The organism is Pandoraea capi, from assembly GCF_902459735.1.
Taxonomy (GTDB): domain Bacteria; phylum Pseudomonadota; class Gammaproteobacteria; order Burkholderiales; family Burkholderiaceae; genus Pandoraea; species Pandoraea capi.
Genome location: NZ_CABPRV010000016.1, coordinates 76,307 through 99,128 on the forward strand (window position 1 = coordinate 76,307; position 22,822 = coordinate 99,128).

A 22,822-nucleotide genomic window follows, 5' to 3' on the forward strand; every position below is an offset into this window, starting at 1 on the left:
TAAAGGTGGTGAACAATGAATGGACCGACTTCCACGAAATCACCCCTCCACTTGCCCGCCCGCGTGTTCGTCGCCATCGACCCGTATGGCGCGTCGGAACATGCCGTCGCCGTTGCGAGACGGGTTATCGCCACCTCGGGCGCGGTTCGTCTCGTGAGTGTCGCGGAGAACCCGCTCACACATGTGCCCGCAGGCTCGCTCGTCGGCGATGCGCTGAATGCTGCGCGTGCAGAACTGTCGGAGAAGGCGCACGAGGCGGTTGTCGCCGCCAGCGGCGCTTTTGCTCAACGCAACGTGCATGTCGAAATGCAGACAATCGACCTGTCTCAGCACGGTGGCGATGTCGCGCATGCACTGCTCGAGGACGCGCGAGCGTGGCACGCGCAACTGATCGTGCTTGGTGCGCGCCAGCATCACGGTTTGGTGCGCTGGATCGAGGGCGCCGTTTCGGAACCGCTGGCGCGACTTGCCGACTGCCCAGTCCTCCTCGTGCCCGAAACCTGTTCGGACAAGGTCGGTCACTCGCTCGATCGCTTGCTGTTCGCTGTGGACGGCAGCGAACAGGCGATGCAGGCAATGCGCTTTGGCGTGAGATTTGCCACGAACGTCACGCATGTCCGCGCAATCTATGTAGTCGATTGCGCGGTGCGCCTGAGCGATCTCGTCCCCGTCGATATTCTTGAAACCGCATTTGTGGAAGAAGGGACACACGCGCTTGCGGCGGCCAAGTCGATGCTCGCGGGAACGTCAGCCAGAGTCGGCACCGCGCTCGTCAGAACAGACCGCACGAGGGACGATATCGCGCACGCGATCGTTCGGGAGGCGGAGCGCTGGCATGCCGACCTGATCGTGATGGGAACGCATGGACGACGCGGCATCGTTCGCTGGATGCTGGGCTCGGTCGCCGGACGCGTTGCGCAGATTACCCGGACTCCGCTCCTGCTTGTACACCCGTCGGAAGCGTAACGTCTCGTGGGCTAAACGGTAACGGCAACGGACGCCCCTCACCGGAACTGCCCGTAGCGCCGTCTGGCGTGGGTTCATTGACGGCACGTACGAGCCTTCCGGTCGACGCGCGAGACGCGTCGCGTTCCTGGGTTCCTGTTACTGCGGATCCGTCATTCAAGCTTGAAACTGAGCTTCGCGGTAATCCGATAGTTAACGATTTTGCCGTTATCCACTTCCGCAGAAAAATCCTTGACATAGATGGATTTGACGTCACGAAGAGACTTCTGCGCAACCTTCACTGCTCTGGCAGCCGCATCTTCCCAACTCTTGGGCGATTCGGAGAGAATTTCTATGACCTTGACCACGTTAGACATGACTGCCTCCTGTCGGGCATCGAAAATCCGGACGCCGGAGGGATTTCCGGAGCGCCATTCACAAGCGTTGTTCATGACGCACCGATGACGTTGACCGACATCAAGAAGGCAGGAAATGTCTCTATCCATGGCAGCACATACGCCATGCCACGCGATACACAAACTCCCGTAGCACGCCCGCAAGCGAATACGGATACCCCCGACATCGCCCCGTGCAACAGGATCGTTGACCAGCGTCAATCCCGCCGAGCCCCCATGGATTAGCTTGAATTGTGGGGAGATGGCGCCACCGACGTGGGTCGCGCCGCCTCTGGTCAAACCAGGAGGTTAGGATGAAAGGCGATCTTCAATTAATGAAGGATGTGGAGCAGGAACTGGAATGGGGTCCCGCCCATAATGCAGCGGACATCGGTGTAGAAGTCCACGACGGTCTCGTCACGCTGTCGGGCCACCTGCGTAGCTACGCAGAAAAACTCGCGAGAAAGCGGGCCACACAGCGTGTCGAAGGCGTGCGACACATGATCGACGAACTGTCCGTTGGACGCCCATAGGCGCGACTTCATCCGACTGCATCGTCAAGCTTCCAAGGAGAATCGCCATGATCAGATATGTTGCGCTCACGTTTTTGCTGTCCTGGCTTCCTGGTTTATGGACGGCAGACAATGCCGTATCGGCCCCTATCGCAACACAAGAGAAAGCGTCGGAGGTCACTTTTATCACCGGCGGCATCGGTGAGGACGAAGTCAGACAATTCCGAAATGCTGCCGCCGGATACAACCTGCGAATGACATTCGCAACGACCTCAGGCAGTTATCTGTCGGACGTGGATGTCATGATCTCCGACGTCGCCGGGCATTCGATACTCGCGGTGAGAACCGAAGGCCCGTTCCTGTTCGTCAAATTACCACCAGGGCGTTACGGCGTTGCGGCCCAGGTCCCGCAAATGACCGAGCACCGCAACGTTCGCGTTCCCACCCGGGGGAGCGTGGAATTGAATTTCCATTGGGATATCCCTGACTATCTCGGTGACTTGCACCTTTGCGCGAACTGCCCGAAGCCGTCGAAACGCTGATGGCAAGCATGAGCGCAATTTTCCCGATGCGCGCGATTCAACTGGCGACGTCGGCGCACCCCGGGCTGCCACACGGCGAGGGAACCGTATGCAGCACAGCATCCGCGCGGTCATCAGGGCGGAATACCGTCACGCCCTTGAGTCCGGCACGCCAGGCTTGCTCAAACAAGGCGCCCACCTCTTTTACGGATGTTGTCTTCGAGAGCAGGACGGTTTTGGAAATGCCACCATCGATGAACGGTTGCAGGGCCGCCACCATCTTGAGGTGATCGCTGCCCTCGATCTGTCCAGCGGTGACAAAGTAGTCAGGCAATGCCGCGTGTTTACCGCACAGCCTCCGAAACGACAGGAGCGCGTGGTTCCGAAGACGAAAGTCTTGAGGCGGTTCGCCGTTCAGACGCATGCGGCGTTGGTACTCCCAGTCGAAAGCCGGTTCCACGCCGCTTGAGCAATTCGAGAAGAACGCCAGACTGACACTGCCGGTTGGGGCGATGGACAGCAAGTGACTGTTACGTAGCCCCTGCCGACCGATGAGGTCACGCACCGCGCGTGGCAACGCGGAGGCGAAGTGCCCTGCGCTTAAACTGCGCTCGATGCGGAATAAGGGGTACGAGCCACGCTCGCCCGCGAGCATCGCCGACGCCATGTAGGCATTGTCGCGCAGGCACCGCCCGATATCGCTGGCCAGATGACGCGCGGCTTGCGAGTCGTACCGCAGGCACATCATCGTCAGCGCGTCACCTAACGCCGCCACGCCCACGCCGATGCGTCGCTTACTCCGTGCCTCGACGCCCTGCTCCGTCATTGGCCATTGTGTGACATCGATGGCGTTGTCCAACATTCTCACCTGGACACGGACGAGACGCCCGAGCTTCGCAAAATCGAACACGGGCTTGCCGCCGACACCGAACGGATGCCGCACGTTGCGCGAGAGGTCGATCGGCCCCAGCACGCAACTCCCCCATGGAGGCAACGGTTGTTCGCCGCAGGGGTTCGTGGCGGCGATCTGCTCGATGTCGGCCAGATCGTCCGCACGCCGGATCGTGTCGATAAAAAGTAATCCGGGCTCCGCACTGTCATGCGCGGCTGCGGCGATCCGGTACCACAAATGACGTGCAGAGACGGTGGCGTAACACCAGTTGCCGTTGACGAGACGGTGCGCGCCACGCGCCAATGTTTTCGCGTCGGGCGTCGCACGATGCTGAAGTTGCCATTCGGCGTCGGTCACGACGGCGTGCATGAACGCATCGGTTATCGCGACGGAGACGTTGAAAGTCCCCCAACGTCGTCTGCCGCGCTTCGCGTCGATAAAGGCCTCGAGGTCAGGATGGTCGCATCGCAGCACTGCCATTTGCGCGCCGCCCCGCGTGTCGGGAAGGAGCAACGCGCGGCAGGCCCGATCGAATTGCTCGATGACGGCACAGACGTCGCCGGTCGACGCGCCCGCCTCGCCTCTATTGCTCTCGAGGGCGTTGCTTGGTGCGATGCTCGAGAAGTCGTAACCCACACCACCGCCCATGCGCAGTGTGCGGCAGGCATTTTGCACTGCAAACAGAATGTCGCGAGGTTGCGCCGTGGCGTCTTCGTCGCTCACTATCGGATGGACGAAGCAGTTGATCATCGTAGCGGACTTGTGCGTTCCGGCATTGGCCATGATCCGTCCCGCGCCGATCGCCCCGCGAAGCATATTGGCGTAGAAGCATCGCGCGTGGTGTACCCGGTGTTCTGGAAGCTCGGCCCTGGCAAGCGCGCGGGCGACACGGCGGTAGACGTCATCGCGCGTCGTCTCCCCCGGTGCGAAGTACCGCTGCGCCAACAGGATGTCGTAAATGGAGGGCGACGCCGGAGCAAATGGCGAGAGGGGGGCGCGCTGCGGCGTGCCGGGCCATCCGGTCACGGCATCTTCAGGCATGCCAACACCTCATCGTCACTGACCTGTGCAAAGTCCTCATAAAACTCGCCCACTGCCGCGAAGTCTTCGGGCGTTTCCAGGCTCACCACTTCATCGGCGTAGGTAGTAAGCGCACGGACGGCGTCCGTCGGAGCCACCGGCACTGCACAAATGAGCCGGGCCGGTGCGTATCTGCGTACAGCTCGAAGCGCCGCGATCATCGATGCCCCAGTGGCGATGCCGTCGTCGACGACAATCACGATACGTCCCTTTGGGATGATGGCGGCCCGGCCCGGTGTGAGAGCGTCGCGTCTGCGTCTTAACGCTTCCAACTGCGCAAGCCGCTCCTGGTGCAGATAAGCGGGCTTGACGTTTCCCGTGCTGGCGTACGGTGTCAGATATGTCTCGCCGAGTTCGTCAACGGCGCCCATCGCAAGTTCGGCATTTCCGGGCGCCCTCAGTTTGCGAACGAGCACGACGTCGAGATCGCCGCCTAACGCGGTGGCGACGACCCGTGCGACGGGCACGCCCCCACGCGGCACACCGAGCACCAACGGATGTCTGCCCGAATATCGGCTCAGCGCCAGACCCAATTGACGCCCGGCGTCTTCCCTATTACAAAACGGACGCATCGAACTGCTCCTCAAACCTCATTGCGCCGGGGCGCAACGCTCACATGGGCGAATCCGGCTGCGCGCTCAGCTCACGGCCGAGTCGTGAAAGAGTCGCGGCGGATGCACACGTTATTGAGTATCACCTCAAGACGAAATACACCTCCAGCTTGGCACATCGCCTGCGAGTGACCTTGTCGCAAATCAATGTCGATCAACGATCAAATCTCTGCGACGCACTACAAGACCCATCCGATGAGCGGATGAGAGGGGAAACCCGGTGCTTAGGCATCGGGCGCATACCGCTTTGACGTGGATCATGGCGATGCGCGTGAACGGGTCTATACCTTTGAAATAGCCGAGGGTGCAATGCCCTTCCCCGCACGAGCGAACAACACTTACCGGAGATTCCATGTCTTCTTTTCAGCAGCAATACAAAGGATTCGAAATCGAAGCGCAGGCCAAACTCGTCGGTCCGGGAGGCTATACCGTCCCGAGCACGGAGCGCCGCTATGTGCCCGTCGCCGTATTGCGTGAGATCGGCGCTGAGGGCGGCGATGCGCAGAACCGGCACGGCGACGGTGTCGCATCAGAAGGTGTCGTCATACACATCCGCCTGAGCAAGCACCAGGATGCCGACCCCTTTCGCGTGATTCAGGCTGCTGTTGCGTATGCGCGTGGCGTAATCGATGCGATGCCTGCGACTGAATTCGACATGGCATTAGTCGCGACAGTCACCATCCCGACGCCCCGCGTGCTTCATTGATCGACGTGAAGAAATGCCATGACCCAACTCATCATCCTGATCAATGTCGCGGCATTCTTGCTCCAACTGGCCGTAGGCGATCCGGCCATCGATGCGCTTGGGCTTTGGCCATTGGCGCTTGGCTCGTCGGGTATCGCCCCGACCCACGGCTCCCTGTACACGGTTGCCCCGTTCCACCTCTGGCAGCTCCTGACCTACAGCCTGCTTCACTCAGGATGGGTCCATCTCGCGTTCAACATGTGGGGGCTTTATCTATTTGGCAGGGATATCGAGAACGAGATTGGGGCGATGCGCCTACTCGCGCTCTATGTCGGTAGCGCATTCAGCGCGGGGCTCACGCAACTTCTGGTCACGTCACTGATCTTTCCGTCCCCCTACCCGACCGTGGGAGCCTCCGGCGGTGTTTTCGGTCTGCTCTTTGCCTTTGCCGTCTTGTTTCCACGCAGGACTGTCATTTTGCTGATACCGCCCGTCCCCTTGCCCGCTTGGCTGTTCGCCACGCTCTATGGAATCGCCGAGTTGGCCCTGGGCGTTTCCGGCTCGCTCAACGGCGTTGCGCATTTCGCCCACGTGGGGGGAATGCTGGGAAGTGCGCTGTTGATGCTGTATTGGCGGCAGCACAGCCGGGAGCAGCGCGCTCGCGGGTGAAGTCACCCGCACCGCTCGCTGTGTACTTTCCTATGCGACTGAGGTGTCATCATGTTCCACAAGATTCTGGTGTCGGTCGATGGGAGCCATGCCTCGCGTCTGGCCATGTTGCAAGCTATCGAAATTGCGCAGCTCAGCCACGCGGAAATCAAGGCCATCTTTATCGTCGACGATAGCGATACGCCGATGGATAACGTGTATATCGATCGTGCGGGCCTGTTGCGGAGCATGACGGCTTATGGTCAGGACGTCCTGAACACATGTCGTCAGTTGTGCGACTCCGCAGGGGTGCCCTGCGTGACGGAGATTGTCGGAAAGCCCGTAATGAAAGGCCGCATCGCTCAGACCATTCTCGCCCAGGCCGCCGGCTGGCATGCGGACCTGATCGCACTGGGGACTCACGGACGCCGGGGGCTGGCACGGTTGGTCGTAGGAAGTGTTGCTCAGGGTGTCGTAAGCGCCAGCACGAAACCTGTATTGCTAATGCGTAGCGACGAGGAAGATCAGGTCTGAGTTCAGACGGTCGCAGAAGCGTGCCCGATCGTATGGGCAAGCACCGGAATTTCGCTTTCGTTGAGCGACATGGGGTCGTAACGGTACACCCCTTCGCGCAACGCAGCAAAAATCTCGATCTCATGCACGCCATGTGCAAAGGGAGGCGTACGCTCACCGGTATCCGCGCGATTGATGCCATTGGCGGCCCACAAGAGGCCACCGAGTTGCTGCGGCGAAAGTGAAGCCGGCGAGAATTCGCGCGTACTTCTTCGCCGTGCCAGCGCGACCATCAAAGACGCCCCGTCGCCGAGGTCCGGTGAGGGAAGATCGATAATGTCCGGGGATCTGGTCACGGTGATCGGTACAGTCGGGGCAAACCGCGAGGGACGGTGCCGCGTCGGGCTGCCCCTAGCTGTCCGGAAGCCTCACCGAGACGATCAATATGTCAACGGTAGCTGTCCATCGCGGCCGGGCCTTGGCCTGAAGCAAACTCTATGCTCGCCATCCGAGATTCCATCGCATTTTTCTGCGTTGCTACCGAAGTAACGCATCATGGTCGTATTGATTCCGGGGATTCCACAGCATCCAACCATCCGTCTGCTCAGACTCGGCGGCCTTGATCTGCGCCTGAATCTCCACCGGACCGAACGCTTTGTGATCGAAGGCGTAATCACGGAACGCCTGCAACCATGGCCGGAATCTGACGCCCGGTAGTCCGGAGCGCCGGATAGCTTCGCTGAGCGAGCGCGCCACGATCTCTCCAGCATGCTCGGTCGGCTTGCGGCACCCGGGAAGTCCCCAGGTGAACCCCGAGGGGTAAAGCATAGGGGAGATGTAATCCACGCGCGCACCGAAAGTCTCAAGCTGCTGGCCGATGTCGGTGTCGTTCAGGTTCCAGCACACATAGCCGAAGATGTCGACGGACGTGTACACGCCGTAGCGCGTGAGGCGTTCGTGCGCTGCATCGAGAAAGCCCGTAATGGCGGCCACCCGGTGGGCCTCGGTGTTCGGTTCGTGAAATCGCAGCCCCGCCGCATCGGGGAATCTCAGATAGTCGAACTGGATCTCATCGAATCCCATGCGCGCCGCTTCTTCCGCAAGATCGAGATTGTGTGACCAGACGACCGGTAACGTTGGATCAAGCCATCGCAGTTGTTCACGGTCGCACCACACATCGCCATGAGCGTTGCGCACGGCCCACTCCGGGTGTGCCTGCGCGAAAGGATCGTCCTTGAAGACCACGATTCGCGCGATGAGGTAAAGACCGCGCGCATGCAGCATCGTCACCAAACCGGGAAGGTCTGCGATGTGAGGCGCGTTCCTCGGGACATACGCCTGAGCGCCGATGTGTTCGCGCGCAGGACTTCGGTATGGCGTCACGCCACGATCCCCCTTCAGATCGATGACCAAAGCGTTGATGACCGTGGTGTCCGTGAGCGCAAGCGCTGCCGCCAGCAGCGTTCGGCTCGCGACGCCATAGGCCGATAGATAGACGGCCTTCGGACGAAAAGCCGTCATTGTCACGACCATGCCGTTCTCCCCCGGTTGCGCCATCGGCACCGCTACGCGCAAGAACCCTGGAGCCTTTACCGTTAGCGTCGCGACCTGGGCACCAATGTCGGAGATCGAGAACGATCCGTCCTTCGCAGTCATTGCCATGTGCTCTCCCGCGACGACGATGGCGCCCGGTATGGGTTTGCGTGTCCTGGCGTCCACCACCATGCCCGACGCTGCGTTTGCGGCGAGCGACGCCCCCGCCAGCAGGCAGATCAGTATTGCGCCGACGCGTTTCACCTGACTAGTCATCGTGTGTCTGCGCTTGCACGAGCATGCGTCTCAGGCAGGCTGCGGCGCAATTCTGCGTCATCAGATATCTCGGGATGGCCATCGAATCGGTGTTGCGGGTAACGGGCTTCGCGCCAATATTGCGACGATGCTTCATCGCTGCACGCGCGTGAGCGCCCGGCGCGCTACGGCGTGCGAATCCTGTAGAAAGGCGGCGTGCCGGAGGGAGCCTGCGCCGCCCTCCGGCCCAACTCAAAGGGGAGCCGCCGTCACGCTGCGGTTCACTGAATCGTCAGTTGACGCTCCCCCGCATCGGCACGTTTCGGTAATACCAGTTCCAGCACACCGTCGCGGTAATTCGCTTGCGCCTTGTCTTTGTCGACACTTTGCGACAATGAAAAGCTGCGATACATATCGCCTTCATATCGCTCGCGATGTACGAAGTTGCCGTTGTCCTTCTTTTCCTTCGACTCGCTGAAGTGGGCGCTGATAGAAACTTGATTGCCATCCAGCGCCACTTTGATGTTTTCCTTGCTCACGCCGGGCATGTCGGCGCGAATGGTGAACTGCTTATCGTCCTCCTCGACATCGAGCTTGATCTGCATGCGCTTGCTGCTCTCCAGCGCTAGCGGACGCCAGAAAGCGTTGCGGAAGAAGTTCTCAAAAGGTTCATCGATGCCCAACGGATCGAATCGGGTAAGGTTTGCCATGACTAACTCCAAAGGTTATTGACGTGGTGGCGCGCTCCGTCCCCCCCCCGGCTCGCACCCTTTCTACTGTATAAGCGCGTCGCGTTCCGCCATTGACCAAAGTCAAGCCGGTGTGCGGCCTCAGTGGGTGCCGACTGAGGAAGACAACATGTCGGCAAGCCAGATGGCTGTGACGACAAAGACAAGTCCGGGCACCACCGTCTTGGCGAATCGTCGCCCCCCCGAAATCGCGGCAGCGACGCCTTTGGCCAGTGCGTTTGTCGATATACCGGCGAGTATGGGCAGCGCCGCGCTCGCCATATCTAGCTGCCCCTGTTCAACAAGTGAAGTGACGCTGGCGGCAACGGAGTGCGCATCGGCCAAGCCTCCGGTAATCGCCACGACCAGTAAGCCGGCGCGTCCATACCATTGCGAAAGTGCTCCCGATGCGAGCATGACCAGCGAGACGCTAAGCGTCAGTATCAATGCCGATTTCAGATCGATACCCGTATCGGTAACGGGCATGTCCGCCCCGCTCTGACGGCTTGCGCGCCACAGTGCCCACAGGGCATAGGCCAGCGCGCTCAGCGCACCGGCGCCAAGCGGAAACGCCAGTTGGATCAGCACGCCAGGATGGATCGTGCCAATCACAATTCCCAGCTGTATCATCGTCGCAATCGTCGATAACACCGCACCGGCTGCGGCCGCCGGAAGCCGTTCGGGACTTCGTTTTGCCAGGGCCCCCATGGCACTGATCGTCGCAATGCTCGACGCAAAACCCGACACGAAGCCCGTGACGGGCAGCCCCGCCTGCGGCCCGAGCACACGCTGAGCGATATGTCCGATGAGTGCAACCAGTAGCATGACCACCGTGAACCGCCAGATCGTGTAAGGGTTCAGTGCGTAAAGCCCGTCGATTGGCCGGTCGGGCAGGACGGGAAGAATGACAAGTGCCGCAACGGCGAGCAATAGCGTGTCCTGCAATTCGCCCTCGGTAATGACGCCTGTCACGAAGCGGTGAAGGTGAAATCGCACCTGTAGCACGCATGCCACGGCCACACCGAGCGCGACGCTCAGACCCGGTGCCCGTTGAGCCAGTGCGCCGAGCGTGAGCGTAAGGAGCAGCGCGACTTCGGTTGTCAGTCCTGGATCGTCGTGCGGGCGCAAGTAGGCCACGGCCAGAAGCGTGCTGAGACCTACACCCATCGCGACGACAAACCAGACACCCCCTGCCGACATGGTGACGGTGCCGAGCATGGCGGTCAGTGCGAACGTTCGGATACCCGCAGCGCCCCGCTCTCGAGTCGTGCCTTTGCGTCGCTCCCGTTCGGCGCCGATCAGCAAACCGATGACCAATGCTGCCGCAAACGGCAACAGGTCGTGCATGGGGCCGGTTATGAAGAGATTCGGCACGTTTCCACCGTCTTGGCGAGAATGCCTTCAGCTTAGTTGACCCATGCCATCCGCACTCACGCAATGAACCAACATTGATCAAGCGCAATCGCCCTGACCGTTCGCGTGCCTATGCTGGTATCGACACCCTATTTCGGCGCGGCATCTGCCGTGAAATCCATCATGCCTCCCAACTCGCCATTGCTTTCGCCTCAGGCCACACATCAGCCCTTCAAGCGAATTCTCATCGCTGTCGACCCCGGCGGCGCCTCGTGCAAGGCGGTCGGCTATGCGGCCCACCTTTGCTCGGCACAGACGCAGGTGCTGGTGATGGGGATCTTCGAGGACCCGAAAGCCTATCTCCTGCCCCATTCCGCCACGCCCGATGACGTTCGCGAGGCCTTCGAGGAACTCAAGAACGACGAGCTTGCATTGCTCGAAACGGCACGCGCAACGCTGCGCAGCAGCGGTGCGCAAGTCCATTTGCGCTTGCTCGGCCCGGCGCTCGGAAACCTAGAAATATCCGAACAACTGGCGCGCGCTGCTCGGGACTGGGACGCCGATCTGATTGTTGTCGGGGCCGAGCGCACTGCCGGTGTGATTTCCTTGCTGGCCACCAAGGTGTCCGCCATACTGGCCGAGCACACGCACCGCGCTATTCTTGTGGTTCCGGGCGATGCCGACGAGTCGACATTACACCCCGCGAAGCGCCTATTGTTTGCCGTGGACGGCAGCGACGCTTCGCTGCACGCGGTGCGTGTCGGTTTGAGGCTTGCCCCGCCACATGCCCGGCTAATGGCGTTGTTCGTAGAGGACCGGGGTATCGATCTGGCTCAACTGCGCCAGTTTCTCGTATCTCCAATGCTCGATCCCCGGACGGCCGATCATGCGTTGGCGAAAGCGCAGGCGGTAATGGCCGAAGGTAACCCCGGCACGACCATCGAGGGCCTGGTGTCGCACACACGCCTGACCGAAGACGTGGCGGCTACCATCAAACGCGAGGCGCGCGACTGGAGGGCTGATATCGTAGTCGTAGGGGCTGAGGACCGGAACGGCATGTTCTCGTGGTTCCGAGGACATGAGAACGAGCGCGTGGCGCGAGAAATCGATCGCCCGCTTCTCGTGGTCAATGTGGCGCAATAGAGCGCACTGAACTGCCCCCGCCTCCCGCGAGATCACTGAGCAGTCGACTTCACGATGAGCACCGGGACGTTGGCGTGCGCGACGAGACGACTCGCTTCGCTGCCAAGCGCCAGACGAGACAGCCCGCGACGGCCATGTGAGCCGGAGATGACAAGATCCGATCCTGCGTGCAGCGCCTCGGCGAGCACACGGTCGGCCACGTGCATGTGACTGTCGACGAGCGGCAGCGTGATGAAGTCGGCCGCCACCCCTTCGCGCGACAGCACATTCAGTGCCGCCTCCCTCACCGCCATCGTTTCCGCACCGACCGAGTCTCTGACGTCGGCAATCGACGGCAACGCCGCAGCCATCAGGGGGAAATACAGCGCGGGATCGACTTCGACGTAAGCGACACGCAGGCTGGCTCCCAGGGCGCGCGTGAGGCGTGCGGCATGAGTGAGCGCAATCTCCGACGAAGCACTGCCATCGAAAGCCATCAGAATGTTTTGATACACGCAACACCTCCTGTTTGCGAGCAGACGTGTGCTACCCCGGGGCGACATCATTCACATTTGCGTTTCGAAGCGATGGTGACGATATCGGCATGACCGAAGCCACGGCTATAGTCGAGCACCCTCATTGCCCAGGATTCGAGCTTCACAATTGTGGTCCGGCTCGATCCGTGCTCAGGGACCCGCGTCCACGCATCTGGAAAGCGGGCGTCGAGCAAACGGATGGCGAAAGAGCGCTCAGCAGATTCATCGGGCAGGATTTCCGCATAGGCATGCCCCGAGATCGCCTTGATCTCCGGCCATCCCGCGTAGGGTCTGAAAAGACAGTAGGAGACTTGCGCGTTGTGCCCGATGTTAGCGATCTTGCGGCTGTCCCGTGCCGTCGCAAAGTAGATGTCCAGCCCTTGATGGACGAAACACACGATGTCGGATTGCGGATTACCGTCATGCATCAGCGTGGCCAGCGACAACTCCCGGCAGCCGTCCAAAATCGCCATCACGACCGTCTCAAGCTTCGGATTCATCGACCGTCTCCCGTTATATCGCGACATACGTCGCAACGCGGTGGCACATACTGCTCCCTCATTCCACTTGCAGCCGATCTACGATTGCGCTAACGCCGTGGGTGCTCATCGCCGCGCCGCGAATCGCTTCCTTCTCCGCAAGCGAATGCACTGTACCTGTGAGCAGCACCTCGCCGTTGCCGAGCAACGAGATCTCAAGGTGACTGGCTTCCCGTTGCGCCTGACGCGAGAGCGCTGCAGCGATGTGTCCGACGATCTCGCGTCGATGTGGGCTTCCTTCGACCTTGATGTCGTTGATGACGCCTTTGACACCTCGCAACGCGCGTACGGCGCTCTCCGCCTGCAATCGCTGCGTGTACATCGGCGCAGCGCCCTCCAGCGTGACCCAGCCGTTCTCGACCTTGACGTGCATTCCCTCAAGCGGTAGGCCCGCGTGCCATTTGAGAATGGCGAGCGCTGCGCGCGCGATGTCGGCATCGGTCTGACGGTCATGGTTCGCCGGTTTGACTTCCAGCGACACCACGATCGCGCGTGCGCCGGCGACCCGGCTCGCTACGCGTTCTGCCTCGCATTTTTCGAGAAAGCTGCCGACGTCGCCGGAAAGGGTAACGATGCCGTCCCGAACTTCCACGCCGATGTCGTTCGCGTGGATATTCGTGTCACGCGCCAGTTCGTCCATGACGTCGCGCTGCAATTGGATGTCGGTTTTCATCGAATGTCTCCGAGGGATGCGTTGAATCGTTGAGTCCGTTCTGTGGTTGAACTTTAAGGCTCGGGATCACGTTGCGCCGATCTGGTTTGCCGCGGCTTGACGCACGTCAACGGGAGGCATCGGCAGACGCCGCGAATCGTGGTCCCGCGGCTATAAATAGACAGACAGTGGCGATCCGACGTCACGGCTAACCCTCGGGTGCACAGGAAGACACCCATCTCAGGAGCGATCAAATGAGCCTACGGAAAATCTGCGTTCACGTGGACGACACCGCGACGGGGACGGCGCGGCTGCGCTTTGGCGTCGAGTTGGCGCGACAGCACGAGGCCCGTCTCTCGGGCATCTACTTACCTCACCGTCCGGGGGCGGTTCATTCCGGACAGCTTCAGTCGTCGGGCGAGCATTTTCAGACCGAGGCGCATTCGCGTACGGCACTCCAGGCGGCTGAGCATCTCTTCTCCCAGTTGTGCGCCGAGGCGGATATCGTTGGCGATTGGCGCACGCCCTACGGTGCAGCGCCGACGATCCTCGCGAATGCCGCGCGTGCCACCGACCTTTGCATCGTCGGTCAACCGGATGCGCCGGGCGGAGTCGCTGCGTTAGGTCTCGATGGGCTGGGCGACGTCATTCGGGGGGCCGGTGTTCCCGTCATGGGCGTACCGCATAACACGACGCTGCCCCGCGAAATCCGCCGCATTGTCGTGGCGTGGAATGGTTCGCGCGAGGCTCGGCGTGCGATCGGCGACGCCTGGCAGTTGCTCGGACGCGCACAGGACATTCAGATCGTCAGTATCGACCGCGCCCCGGGCGAGGACGATCCCTCGCTTCACGACATCGTGCGATTGATGGAGGCGCACGGGTTGCGCGCTACGCCAGTGTCGATCAGAGAAGACACCGAAGCCAGCGACGGCGTACAACTGCTGTCGGTCGCAGAGGCCTATCAGGCCGATCTGATCGTCATGGGTGCCTACGGACATGGACCGACACGGGAGCTCGTATTCGGAGGTGCTACCCGCACGCTGCTCAAGCACATGTCCACACCGGTATTGTTGTCTCACTGATACGACCGCGCCTTATGCGGCGCATTGAACCATCGGGGTGGCGGCGTCTCTCAATCGGGCCGAAGCATGACGAGCGCCGCTGCCCCCATCACCCCTGTCGCGATCCACCCCAACGCCAGGATCGGCCAACGGGCCGTAAACTGGCCCATCACCGAACGACTCGCGGCAAGCACAAGCACGATCACCATCAGCGGGACCGCCACGACGCCGTTGATCACCGCGCTCCAGAAAAGCGCTCTCATCGGGCTTATCGTCGTGAACTGCATGCCGGTCGCGACCAGAATGCTCAGTGCGATGATGCCGTAGAACCCCTTTGCACCGGTAAGCTTGCGCTCGAGCCCCACCTCCCAATGCAGCGACTCGGCTAGCGCATAAGCACCCGACGCCGCAAGCACCGGTACGCCGATCAGACCGACGCTCACGATGCCGATGCTGAACAGCACGTAAGCCATATCCCCCGCCAGCGGGCGCAGTGCGCTGGCCGCCTGCGCAGCGGTGTCGATGCGCGTCACGCCAGCGGTGTGCAAAGTGAGCGCAGTCGCGAGAATCACGAAGTAGGCCGTCAGATCCGAGTAAAACATCCCGCTCCAGGTATCCCATCCGATCCGGCGCAATTCGGGTCCGGCGGCGGTCGCGTCGTCCACCAGCGGCTGCGCCGTCCGATTACGCGCCATGTCTTCGACCTCTTCCGAGGCTTGCCAAAAGAAGAGGTACGGACTGATGGTGGTGCCGAATACCGCGACGACCACCGCCGCTGCGGACGCGTCGAGCTTCAGTTCGGGAAGCAACGTTCTCAGCGCCACGGTATGCCACGGCACGTGCACTGTGAACAGCAAGGCGGCATAGGCAAGCAATGACATCGTCAGCCATTTGAGGAAGACGACATACCGGTGATATGGCACGAATATCTGCAACGACAACGTGCCGAGCGCAAAACCGACCGTCATCCAGTGCCGCTCGACACCGACGATCAACTCCGCGACCTCCCCCATAGCGGCGAGATCTGCCGCGATATTGAGCGTATTGGCCACGAGCAGCAGCGCGACAGCCGCGCGAAGCACCGACGGCGGAAATCTCGTGCCGATATTGGCCGCCAGGCCCTTGCCGGTGACGCGGCCGATACGGGCGCATATGAGTTGCATCGCCGCCATGAGCGGAAAAGCCAACGGCATGGTCCACAGCATATTCAGGCCGAACTGCGCGCCCGCCTGCGAATAGGTGACGACGCCGCTCGGGTCATCGTCCGCGACGCCGGTGATCATGCCAGGTCCGATGCGTGCGAGCGGATTCTCGCGGATACGCCTGCGCAGCGTCGCGACGCGCGTGCGTGAGCGTTCGTTAGCCGGATCGGCTGTCATTGCTGATTCCGCTTGCGTAATCCGGTTGACAAGGACATCGGGGCGGAACGGATGACCGACACGGGTCAGAAGACGACCGACGCCAGGCTGCGGCGCCGCGTGTGCGCTTGCGCGGCTCCATACCCCACGCGCAGCAGCAATTGCGGATAATCCGAAGCGCCTGCGCCGACATCCGCGCGCAATGCATCGACTTCGATCGGCTGGTTGAGAAACGAAGCGTACAGCTCATTGTCCGTCAGTGTGAGCAGAACGCGCTGCATGGCCTGCCCCGCCATGATCCAGTTTTCCTGATTGTCGGCGTGGGTGCTGAGGCACACCAGTAGCGGCGACCCCTGGACGATGCGGCGATGGCTTGCGGCAATGCCGCCGCCGATATCGAACGTTCTGACAACGGACGCAAGTATTGGCGACGCGAAGTCGAGAAGACTGCTTTCGGTCGACGAGTAGCCGGCCATGCCGTCGTCACGGCGCGACGCGCTGACCCACAACGCAAGTTCTCTGCGAAAGCGAGCATCGCCAAGTTGCGCCCGATCCGCCCGATCGATCAGTTCTGCGAGACGCAGGCGGTCGCTTTCGTCAACGACAGGCGTTAGTCGGACCCCCTCGGCCTCAGCGCTCTCGCATAGCTGATCGATCACGACTTGGGGCACTGGTTCTGCGTCAAATAGCTGGCGATTCGTTACTCTGCGCGAGATCGAGGTGAAGTGCCTTGCAATGACAAGGTCGACGAATCCTTCGTCCAGGAGCTGAACACTTGCGATGACATCGGGCTCGGCAGACGCGGGCAGAATCCGGATCGCATAGGCACAACCGAAATGACTGAGCGCGACGCGGAGATTGAACAACGCCGCGCCGCAACTGATCGCCAGTTCGCGGTCGTAAGTGTCGCTGACGGGAAGTCCTCGAGATCGATCCGCGCACAGTAGCACGCTATCGTCTCCCAAGACGAAGCGCCACGGCTGTGTGTTGTGAGTCGAGGGGGCCAGAATCGCGTATTGCAAACAGAAGCGGAGCTTTTCGCGCGCAGAAGCCGACGTTGGGAACGCCTGCTCGTCAACGCACCACACGTGAAGCCGGTCGTCGTAGGTTTGGGTCACGATAGTCTCCTGGGATAATCCGGTCCGCCTGGCCGTTGTCATTCATGATCGACGCTGCGCACGGAACTCACTGTTTTTCGCTGGCCGTGCCGACGAGTGTCGTTTGGAGCGAGGCCAGCCGCTGCGCCAGCGTTCGCCCGGCTTCCCCTGACAGGGCGTTTGCGGCATCCATCGCGGATCGCGTCAAATCTCCCCACGCTTCCCATGCACTCAAGCCGCGATTCGACGAGGTGTCGAGCGTGTCCGAAAAAATGTGCTGCCATGCCTTTTCGGCGCACTGGCACTGCTCCGCCCATGCGGCAGGTCCACGCGCTCCGATCTGCAACCACCCCTGCCAGATCAGATGCTGGACCGCCAACTGGCGGTTGATGAATGCGAGCTGGCTGGTGAAGACGGCATTAAAGCTTGGCGCATCGGCCAGTTCGGCACCAAACGCATCGTCCGCTTCAAGCAACCCTTCATCCGCCTGCAGTTGCAACTGTCGCAGGCACTTTAGATTGGCGAGCCAGTGGCGATGAGCGTCAAGCGCCGCGAGCATCGGCGCTTTGTAAATGTGCATCGGCGGATTCTGTTTGGTAGGCATTGTCGGAGCTCCTTGAACCAATTGCGTGCCCGTGCTGGGGTGGTATCGCCCCGGGCCTTACGCGCAGACGTGATGAGGCATGCTGACTTGAACCATAATCGCGCGCTGCAATCGCGCCTTGCGCCACGTCAATGTCAATGCGCACGCGCTGCCGCCGTGTAAAAAAAATGCCCGCCGAAGCGGGCGTAATCCCAACTTGCTTGCGCCCTGAACGGGGCCGTATACGGGCGCAAGTGCCACTGACTCGGCAACATCGGGGGATTCGAACGTCGGCCGACCGGCACCGACAACGCTCTAACCTTAGCCCCGATCGGCGGGCATACGGTTGACATATCTCAATGTCTTTGCACCCCTGGAAAGGGTGGCGGCTGTGACGCACGGCCGTTTGACCCGCGTCAACGTCATGACGACCAATCGCGCCCTTCTACGGATTTCCGACTAGGCTTTGAGGCACCAGCATGCCGGTCCGTGTGAACTTGATCTCCGCCGTGCCCCCGCTTCCCATTCTGCAAGGAAGGTGCCCCGTGCCGGAAAACGTCCAAAGCGCTTACCCGATTGCGGTTCCCGATCCTGAGGCCGGGATGGCGGACCGCCAAACGACGACCGATTCCGCCGCACCGCCCTGCGGACGTTGCTTACGCGCGCGCCACGTCAGCATCGATACCCTTCGTGAGGCCGTTGCCTACCTGCGCCACGACAGCCAGGTGTGCCGTTCCGAAGGCTTTGCCGCGCAGACACGCTTGCAGCTCGACTATGGTCAGACGACTATCGCGGCCACGTTGCAAACTGTCACGGGCGATTGGCTGGAACTCGACGAGATCGGCTTGAGCGAGGCGGCACTGCAAGCGCTGGACGTTACCGAAGGAGATTGGGTGAGGGTCCATCACATGCCGCCCCTGGAATCCTTTCGCCATGTTCGCGGGCGCATGTACGGCGAACCCTTCACATACGACGCACTAAGCGAAGTGGTCGGCGATATCGCTGCGGGACGCTATTCGTCCATTCATATCTCGTCATTCCTGAGCGCGTGCACGGGCAACCGTCTTTCCGACGACGAAATCATCTCGCTCACGCACGCCATGGTCGCAACGGGAAAGACGCTGGCATGGCCTGCCGACAAGGTCATGGACAAGCACAGCGTTGGTGGACTGCCCGGCAATCGGACCACACCTATTGTCGTGGCGATCGTGACGGCGCAGGGCCTCGTCATGCCGAAAACGTCTTCGCGTGCGATTACCTCTCCCGCAGGTACAGCCGACGCCATGGCAACGTTAGCCCCGGTCGATCTCACCGCGGACGAAATGCGCCGTGTCGTCGAGGATGTCGGGGGATGTGTCGTTTTTGGCGGCGCGGCGGACCTGAGCCCGGCCGACGACATTTTGATACAGGTGGAGCGCCCCCTGGAGCTGGACAGCGAGGCGCAGATGATCGCCTCGATTCTGTCGAAAAAGCTTGCCGTCGGCGCAACGCACGTCCTGATCGATATTCCGGTCGGCCCCACCACAAAGATTCGCTCGGACCAAGCTAGCACGCGCTTTTCAGAACGATTGCGCACCATCGCTCGCACGATTGGACTGGAGGTCGTCACGTACGTCTGCCAGGGCAACGAGCCGGTTGGGCGAGGTATCGGGCCCAGTCTCGAAGCCCGCGACGTACTGGCCGTGCTGCAGAATCGCGCCCGGGCACCGAAGGATCTGATGACCAAGAGCGTACAGATCGCCGGACGGATCCTGGAAGCCGGTGGCAAGGCGCTACCAGGGGAAGGGGCACAGATGGCGCGCCGAGTGTTGATCAGCGGGCTCGCCTGGCAACAGTTTCAGCGCATCTGTGAGGCTCAGGGCGGCATGCTGGAGCCTGTCGTCGGTCGCCATAGCAAGCCGATAACGGCTCGCCACGCTGGTGTTGTCACCGCAGTAGACAATCGTCAACTGTCGCGCGTCGCGAAACTTGCCGGTGCTCCCGTCGCGACGCGCGCCGGCGTGGTCTTTGAATCGTCAATCGGCACGGTAGTCGGCGCGGGGCAGCCGCTTTTTACCATCTACGCGGAGAGTCCCGGTGAACTCGAATATGCGTTCGGGTATGCAAACCGCTTTCCGGACATTGTCTGTGTGAGGGCCTGATGAAAGACGTCGCCATTTACGCTATGCCCGGAAACGAATCGTTTGCCCGGGTGCTCGCCGAACTCGTCGAATGTCCCTTGCAACGCTTGCTGATCCATCGATTTCCGGATGGAGAGCAACTTGTAATGCTTGAAGGCCCGCTGAGCGGAAAGTCGATCGTTATCGTCTGCTCGATGAACCGGCCTGACGCGAAACTACTGCCGCTTCTCTTTGCCGCAGACACGGCGCGAGACCTTGGCGCGCGTGAGGTGATCCTGGTCGCGCCATATCTGTGCTACTTGCGTCAGGATGCGCGGTTTCATCCGGGGGAATCGGTATCGGCCAACAGCTTCGGCCGGTTGCTCAGTACCTGGTTCGATGGTCTGATCGCTGTTGAACCACATTTGCACCGCCTGCCATCGCTTTGCGCCGTCTATACGATTCCGGTGCGCTCTCCCCACAGCGCGACCGCGACGGCCGCGTGGATCGCCGCGAACGTTCCCGATCCGCTCATTGTCGGCCCCGACGCGGAAAGCGCCGCGTGGGTGGCGCAGATCGCAGGGCGGATCGGCGCGCCGTCGGTTGTGGCCCACAAAACGCGACATGGCGATCGGCAGGTCAGCCTTGAACTACATGTGCCAGCGGCGTATGCGCATCGCCAGCCGGTGATTGTGGACGATATTCTCGCGAGCGGGCAAACGATGCTCGCCACCATTGGCGCGTTGGTCAAAGCGGGCTTCGGGAGTCCCGCGTGTATCGCAGTGCACGGGCTGTTCGACGGGATCAGGGTAGACGAACTGATCGCCGCAGGTGCCGGATCGGTCGTGACCTGTAATACCGTGCCCCATGCCTCGAACGCCATCGATGTGACACCGGCCGTACGTGAGGCGCTTGGCGACTTGCTTGACGAACTGGCAAGCCGCCGGTGAATTTCTTCGCCGGCGGCGACTACGCGGCGCCTATGGGCAAGTCGGGCGCTACGCCTTCGGTGTGATGACCACTTTCAACGCATGCGTGTTTGCCGCGTCACCGAAGGTTCGATAGGCCTCGAGAATATCGGCGAGCGAAAAGTGGTGAGTGATCAGGACACCCGGCGCGAGTCGCCCCGACTCGACGGTCTTGAGCAACATGGGCGTTGCGGCGGTGTCGACCAGCCGGGTTGTGATGCTGATATTCCTGTCCCATAGGGATTCGAGATGCAGGTCTACCTTCCGACCGTGGACACCGACGTTCGCAATCGTACCCCCAGCAGCCACAATCGCTTCGCAGAGTTCGAATGTTACAGGCACGCCGACCGCCTCGATGGCCGTGTCGACTCCCTGCCCGCCCGTCAGGCTGTTGACGAAAGCGGCGGCGTCCTCCTTTTCCGGAGACACGATGGCCGTCGCACCGAGCCTTAAGGCCACTTCCAGCCGTGCGATGTCCGGATCGATGACGATCACCTGCGCCGGGCTGAAGAACTGCGCCGTGAGCAATGCCGCCAGTCCGATCGGCCCCGCCCCGACGATGGCAACGCTGCTGCCCGGCTGAACCTTGCCATTCAGAACGCCGCACTCGAAGCCGGTCGGCAGGATGTCGCTCAGCATGACCAGCGTGTCGTCGTCGACGCCGGCAGGTGCGTGGTAAAGGCTGGTGTCTGCGTAGGGCGTGCGGACGTATTCGGCTTGTGTTCCGTCAATGCGGTTGCCGAGAATCCAGCCGCCCACGGCGCAATGGGAATACATGCCCATGCGGCAAGCGGAACACTTTCCGCAGGATGAAATGCACGAGATCAGCACCCGGTCTCCGGCTTTAAAGGATGTGACCGCCTCACCGGTTTGCACGACTTCCCCAACGCCCTCATGCCCAAGAATGCGGCCCGGCGTCACCGTGGGAACGTCCCCCTTCAGAATGTGAAGATCCGTACCGCAAATTGTCGTCTTGCGAATTCTCACGATGGCATCGGTGGGTGCCAGGATTTCAGGGATCGGCCGGTCTTCCAGCGTGATCTGCTGAGGACCATGGAATACAAGGGCTTTCATGACGTCACTCCGCATTGCTGAGGTTCAGTGCGACATCAGTACAGGAACCGTCATGGTGTCGAGCATGGTGCGGGTCACGCCACCCAGCACCCACTCCCTCATGCGCGAATGCCCATACCCACCCATTACGATCAGGTCGGCGTTCAGGTCGGCCGCGCGCGAGAGCAACGCCTCGCCAATCGACACATCGTTTGTCCTGCGCTCCGGTGTCACAGTGACGTTGACACCATGTCGCGCAAAATACATGGCGATGTCCATACCGGGAATTGGGCCCAGATCATCCGGACGAGCGCCCCGGCTCACATGCATCACGTCGACCGCTTTCGCCGAGCGCAGGAACGGCATGGCATCGGCGGCGGCACGCGCGGCTTCGCGCCCGCCATCCCACGCGACAAGAATGTGATTGAACGCCGTGGGCAGCTTCCCCGCATACGGGAGAATCAATACCGGTCGCCCGCCTCCGAGCACGACCGACGCGACAAATCCGATCGTCGGCGAGGACTCGGGGTCGGAACGATCCTCTTGTCCAACGATCACGAGATCCGCATACCGAGCGTGGGTCCGCATTTCGGAGCTTTCTTCGTAGCGCGGCGTAATCCATTCCGGGATGACGTCCTGCCGCCGACAGACGTCCGTGAACATCTGTTGTGCCTGAGCGAGGCGTTTGGGGTCGCTCTCGGGAGCGGGCGGCGGCGGCAGCCCGGTGCCGCCCATGGCCGTCACATCGGGAAAGCCCGGGGGATGAAACGGCAGGTAGATGCCCGTCAGATGGGCGGGGAATCGATAAGCGAAGTCAGCCGCCAGTTCAACCCGGGCGCGGCACCGATCGCTATTGTCGACATGTACGAGTAACGTGCGGAAAGTCATGACCATGCTCCTGAGACGTGACGTCATCTCTGAACAGTAGTGCAGACCGTGGAGGCGCCTTTGATAAGCGTCAAGACCGTTATCGGTCGGTCACATGTCCCTGCCAGCGGCCGTCGAGATTGCGGATTGATGCGTATGGGAAATGCAGGAAAACGGTGATACAACTAGCCTACCTACCGCACGATAACGCTTGAA

24 protein-coding genes and 1 pseudogene are annotated in these 22,822 nt (G+C 61.4%); 10 read left to right on the forward strand and 15 right to left on the reverse strand.

Features of this window, described 5'->3' with window-relative positions; genetic code table 11:
• The first annotated feature begins 15 nt into the window (after positions 1–15).
• Complete coding sequence (locus PCA20602_RS24385) at positions 16–966, forward strand: universal stress protein (protein WP_150723386.1); 951 nt, start codon at positions 16–18, stop codon at positions 964–966.
• 152 nt (positions 967–1,118) lie between these two features.
• Here PCA20602_RS24385 and PCA20602_RS24390 read toward each other — a convergent pair whose 3' ends face one another.
• Complete coding sequence (locus PCA20602_RS24390) at positions 1,119–1,322, reverse strand: dodecin family protein (RefSeq protein ID WP_150723387.1); 204 nt, start codon at positions 1,320–1,322, stop codon at positions 1,119–1,121.
• Between the two features lie 332 nt (positions 1,323–1,654).
• Between PCA20602_RS24390 and PCA20602_RS24395 the strand changes: the two genes are divergently transcribed.
• Both PCA20602_RS24395 and PCA20602_RS24400 read left to right on the forward strand, forming a co-directional pair.
• Positions 1,655–1,873 carry a BON domain-containing protein gene (locus PCA20602_RS24395; RefSeq protein ID WP_150723388.1) on the forward strand — a complete coding sequence of 73 codons (219 nt, stop codon included), beginning with the start codon at positions 1,655–1,657 and terminating at the stop codon, positions 1,871–1,873.
• 47 nt (positions 1,874–1,920) lie between these two features.
• Positions 1,921–2,394, forward strand: a complete 474-nt coding sequence (locus tag PCA20602_RS24400; RefSeq protein ID WP_150723389.1) for a carboxypeptidase-like regulatory domain-containing protein — start codon at positions 1,921–1,923, stop codon at positions 2,392–2,394.
• A gap of 37 nt (positions 2,395–2,431) precedes the next feature.
• On the opposite strand, the gene PCA20602_RS24405 is transcribed toward PCA20602_RS24400, so the two are convergent.
• Together PCA20602_RS24405 and PCA20602_RS24410 are read right to left on the reverse strand one after the other, a co-directional pair.
• A complete protein-coding gene (locus PCA20602_RS24405) occupies positions 2,432–4,306 on the reverse strand; it encodes an adenosylcobalamin-dependent ribonucleoside-diphosphate reductase (RefSeq protein WP_150723390.1) in 1,875 nt (624 codons plus the stop codon).
• Entirely contained in the window at positions 4,288–4,917 is a 630-nt protein-coding gene (locus tag PCA20602_RS24410) for a phosphoribosyltransferase (protein ID WP_150723391.1), read from the reverse strand. Before PCA20602_RS24410 ends, PCA20602_RS24405 begins: the two co-directional genes overlap by 19 nt.
• Positions 4,918–5,308: 391 nt before the next feature.
• On the opposite strand from PCA20602_RS24410, the gene PCA20602_RS24415 reads away from it, so the two are divergent.
• The 3 genes from PCA20602_RS24415 to PCA20602_RS24425 are packed head-to-tail and all read left to right on the forward strand — an operon-like array spanning position 5,309 to position 6,823.
• Entirely contained in the window at positions 5,309–5,662 is a 354-nt protein-coding gene (locus PCA20602_RS24415) for a hypothetical protein (RefSeq protein ID WP_150723392.1), read from the forward strand.
• Positions 5,663–5,680: 18 nt separating this feature from the next.
• Positions 5,681–6,310: a rhomboid family intramembrane serine protease gene (locus PCA20602_RS24420; protein WP_150723393.1), complete on the forward strand. Its 630-nt coding sequence runs from the start codon at positions 5,681–5,683 to the stop codon at positions 6,308–6,310.
• Positions 6,311–6,361: 51 nt separating this feature from the next.
• Positions 6,362–6,823, forward strand: a complete 462-nt coding sequence (locus tag PCA20602_RS24425; RefSeq protein ID WP_150723394.1) for a universal stress protein — start codon at positions 6,362–6,364, stop codon at positions 6,821–6,823.
• Between the two features lie 68 nt (positions 6,824–6,891).
• On the opposite strand, the pseudogene PCA20602_RS24430 reads toward PCA20602_RS24425, so the two are convergent.
• The 4 genes and pseudogenes from PCA20602_RS24430 to PCA20602_RS24445 form a co-directional block, all read right to left on the reverse strand.
• Positions 6,892–7,164, reverse strand: a pseudogene (locus tag PCA20602_RS24430) (nitroreductase family protein); the annotation flags it as partial.
• 175 nt (positions 7,165–7,339) lie between these two features.
• Complete coding sequence (locus tag PCA20602_RS24435) at positions 7,340–8,611, reverse strand: putative glycoside hydrolase (protein WP_150723395.1); 1,272 nt, start codon at positions 8,609–8,611, stop codon at positions 7,340–7,342.
• Positions 8,612–8,871: 260 nt separating this feature from the next.
• On the reverse strand, positions 8,872–9,300 hold the full coding sequence (locus PCA20602_RS24440) for an Hsp20/alpha crystallin family protein (RefSeq protein ID WP_150723396.1): 429 nt from the start codon (positions 9,298–9,300) through the stop codon (positions 8,872–8,874).
• A 120-nt stretch (positions 9,301–9,420) separates the two neighbouring features.
• Positions 9,421–10,665: an MgtC/SapB family protein gene (locus tag PCA20602_RS24445; protein WP_174981556.1), complete on the reverse strand. Its 1,245-nt coding sequence runs from the start codon at positions 10,663–10,665 to the stop codon at positions 9,421–9,423.
• Between the two features lie 138 nt (positions 10,666–10,803).
• Between PCA20602_RS24445 and PCA20602_RS24450 the strand changes: the two genes are divergently transcribed.
• Positions 10,804–11,814: a universal stress protein gene (locus PCA20602_RS24450; protein WP_150723398.1), complete on the forward strand. Its 1,011-nt coding sequence runs from the start codon at positions 10,804–10,806 to the stop codon at positions 11,812–11,814.
• A 32-nt stretch (positions 11,815–11,846) separates the two neighbouring features.
• Here the strand turns inward: PCA20602_RS24450 and PCA20602_RS24455 are convergent, their stop codons facing one another.
• From PCA20602_RS24455 to PCA20602_RS24465, 3 genes are read right to left on the reverse strand one after another with little or no spacing between them, the layout of a single operon-like run.
• Entirely contained in the window at positions 11,847–12,308 is a 462-nt protein-coding gene (locus tag PCA20602_RS24455) for a universal stress protein (RefSeq protein WP_174981558.1), read from the reverse strand.
• A gap of 47 nt (positions 12,309–12,355) precedes the next feature.
• Entirely contained in the window at positions 12,356–12,829 is a 474-nt protein-coding gene (locus PCA20602_RS24460; RefSeq protein ID WP_174981561.1) for a pyridoxamine 5'-phosphate oxidase family protein, read from the reverse strand.
• 58 nt (positions 12,830–12,887) lie between these two features.
• Positions 12,888–13,541: a BON domain-containing protein gene (locus PCA20602_RS24465; protein WP_150723401.1), complete on the reverse strand. Its 654-nt coding sequence runs from the start codon at positions 13,539–13,541 to the stop codon at positions 12,888–12,890.
• A gap of 233 nt (positions 13,542–13,774) precedes the next feature.
• Between PCA20602_RS24465 and PCA20602_RS24470 the strand changes: the two genes are divergently transcribed.
• Complete coding sequence (locus tag PCA20602_RS24470; RefSeq protein WP_150723402.1) at positions 13,775–14,602, forward strand: universal stress protein; 828 nt, start codon at positions 13,775–13,777, stop codon at positions 14,600–14,602.
• Between the two features lie 50 nt (positions 14,603–14,652).
• Here the strand turns inward: PCA20602_RS24470 and PCA20602_RS24475 are convergent, their stop codons facing one another.
• From PCA20602_RS24475 to PCA20602_RS24485, 3 genes are all read right to left on the reverse strand, one after another.
• Positions 14,653–15,960, reverse strand: a complete 1,308-nt coding sequence (locus tag PCA20602_RS24475) for an NRAMP family divalent metal transporter (protein WP_150723403.1) — start codon at positions 15,958–15,960, stop codon at positions 14,653–14,655.
• Positions 15,961–16,025: 65 nt separating this feature from the next.
• On the reverse strand, positions 16,026–17,057 hold the full coding sequence (locus PCA20602_RS24480) for an Acg family FMN-binding oxidoreductase (protein WP_246182327.1): 1,032 nt from the start codon (positions 17,055–17,057) through the stop codon (positions 16,026–16,028).
• 67 nt (positions 17,058–17,124) lie between these two features.
• Positions 17,125–17,640, reverse strand: a complete 516-nt coding sequence (locus tag PCA20602_RS24485; protein ID WP_150723405.1) for a hypothetical protein — start codon at positions 17,638–17,640, stop codon at positions 17,125–17,127.
• 524 nt (positions 17,641–18,164) lie between these two features.
• On the opposite strand from PCA20602_RS24485, the gene PCA20602_RS24490 reads away from it, so the two are divergent.
• Both PCA20602_RS24490 and PCA20602_RS24495 read left to right on the forward strand, forming a co-directional pair.
• Positions 18,165–19,760, forward strand: coding sequence for a thymidine phosphorylase family protein (locus tag PCA20602_RS24490; protein WP_246182328.1), 1,596 nt, complete (start codon positions 18,165–18,167; stop codon positions 19,758–19,760).
• Complete coding sequence (locus tag PCA20602_RS24495; protein ID WP_150723406.1) at positions 19,760–20,668, forward strand: ribose-phosphate diphosphokinase; 909 nt, start codon at positions 19,760–19,762, stop codon at positions 20,666–20,668. Before PCA20602_RS24490 ends, PCA20602_RS24495 begins: the two co-directional genes overlap by 1 nt.
• Positions 20,669–20,716: 48 nt before the next feature.
• Here PCA20602_RS24495 and PCA20602_RS24500 read toward each other — a convergent pair whose 3' ends face one another.
• Both PCA20602_RS24500 and PCA20602_RS24505 read right to left on the reverse strand, forming a co-directional pair.
• Positions 20,717–21,760 carry a zinc-dependent alcohol dehydrogenase family protein gene (locus PCA20602_RS24500; RefSeq protein WP_150723422.1) on the reverse strand — a complete coding sequence of 348 codons (1,044 nt, stop codon included), beginning with the start codon at positions 21,758–21,760 and terminating at the stop codon, positions 20,717–20,719.
• Positions 21,761–21,784: 24 nt separating this feature from the next.
• A complete protein-coding gene (locus tag PCA20602_RS24505; protein WP_174981565.1) occupies positions 21,785–22,627 on the reverse strand; it encodes a universal stress protein in 843 nt (280 codons plus the stop codon).
• Positions 22,628–22,822: the final 195 nt, after the last annotated feature.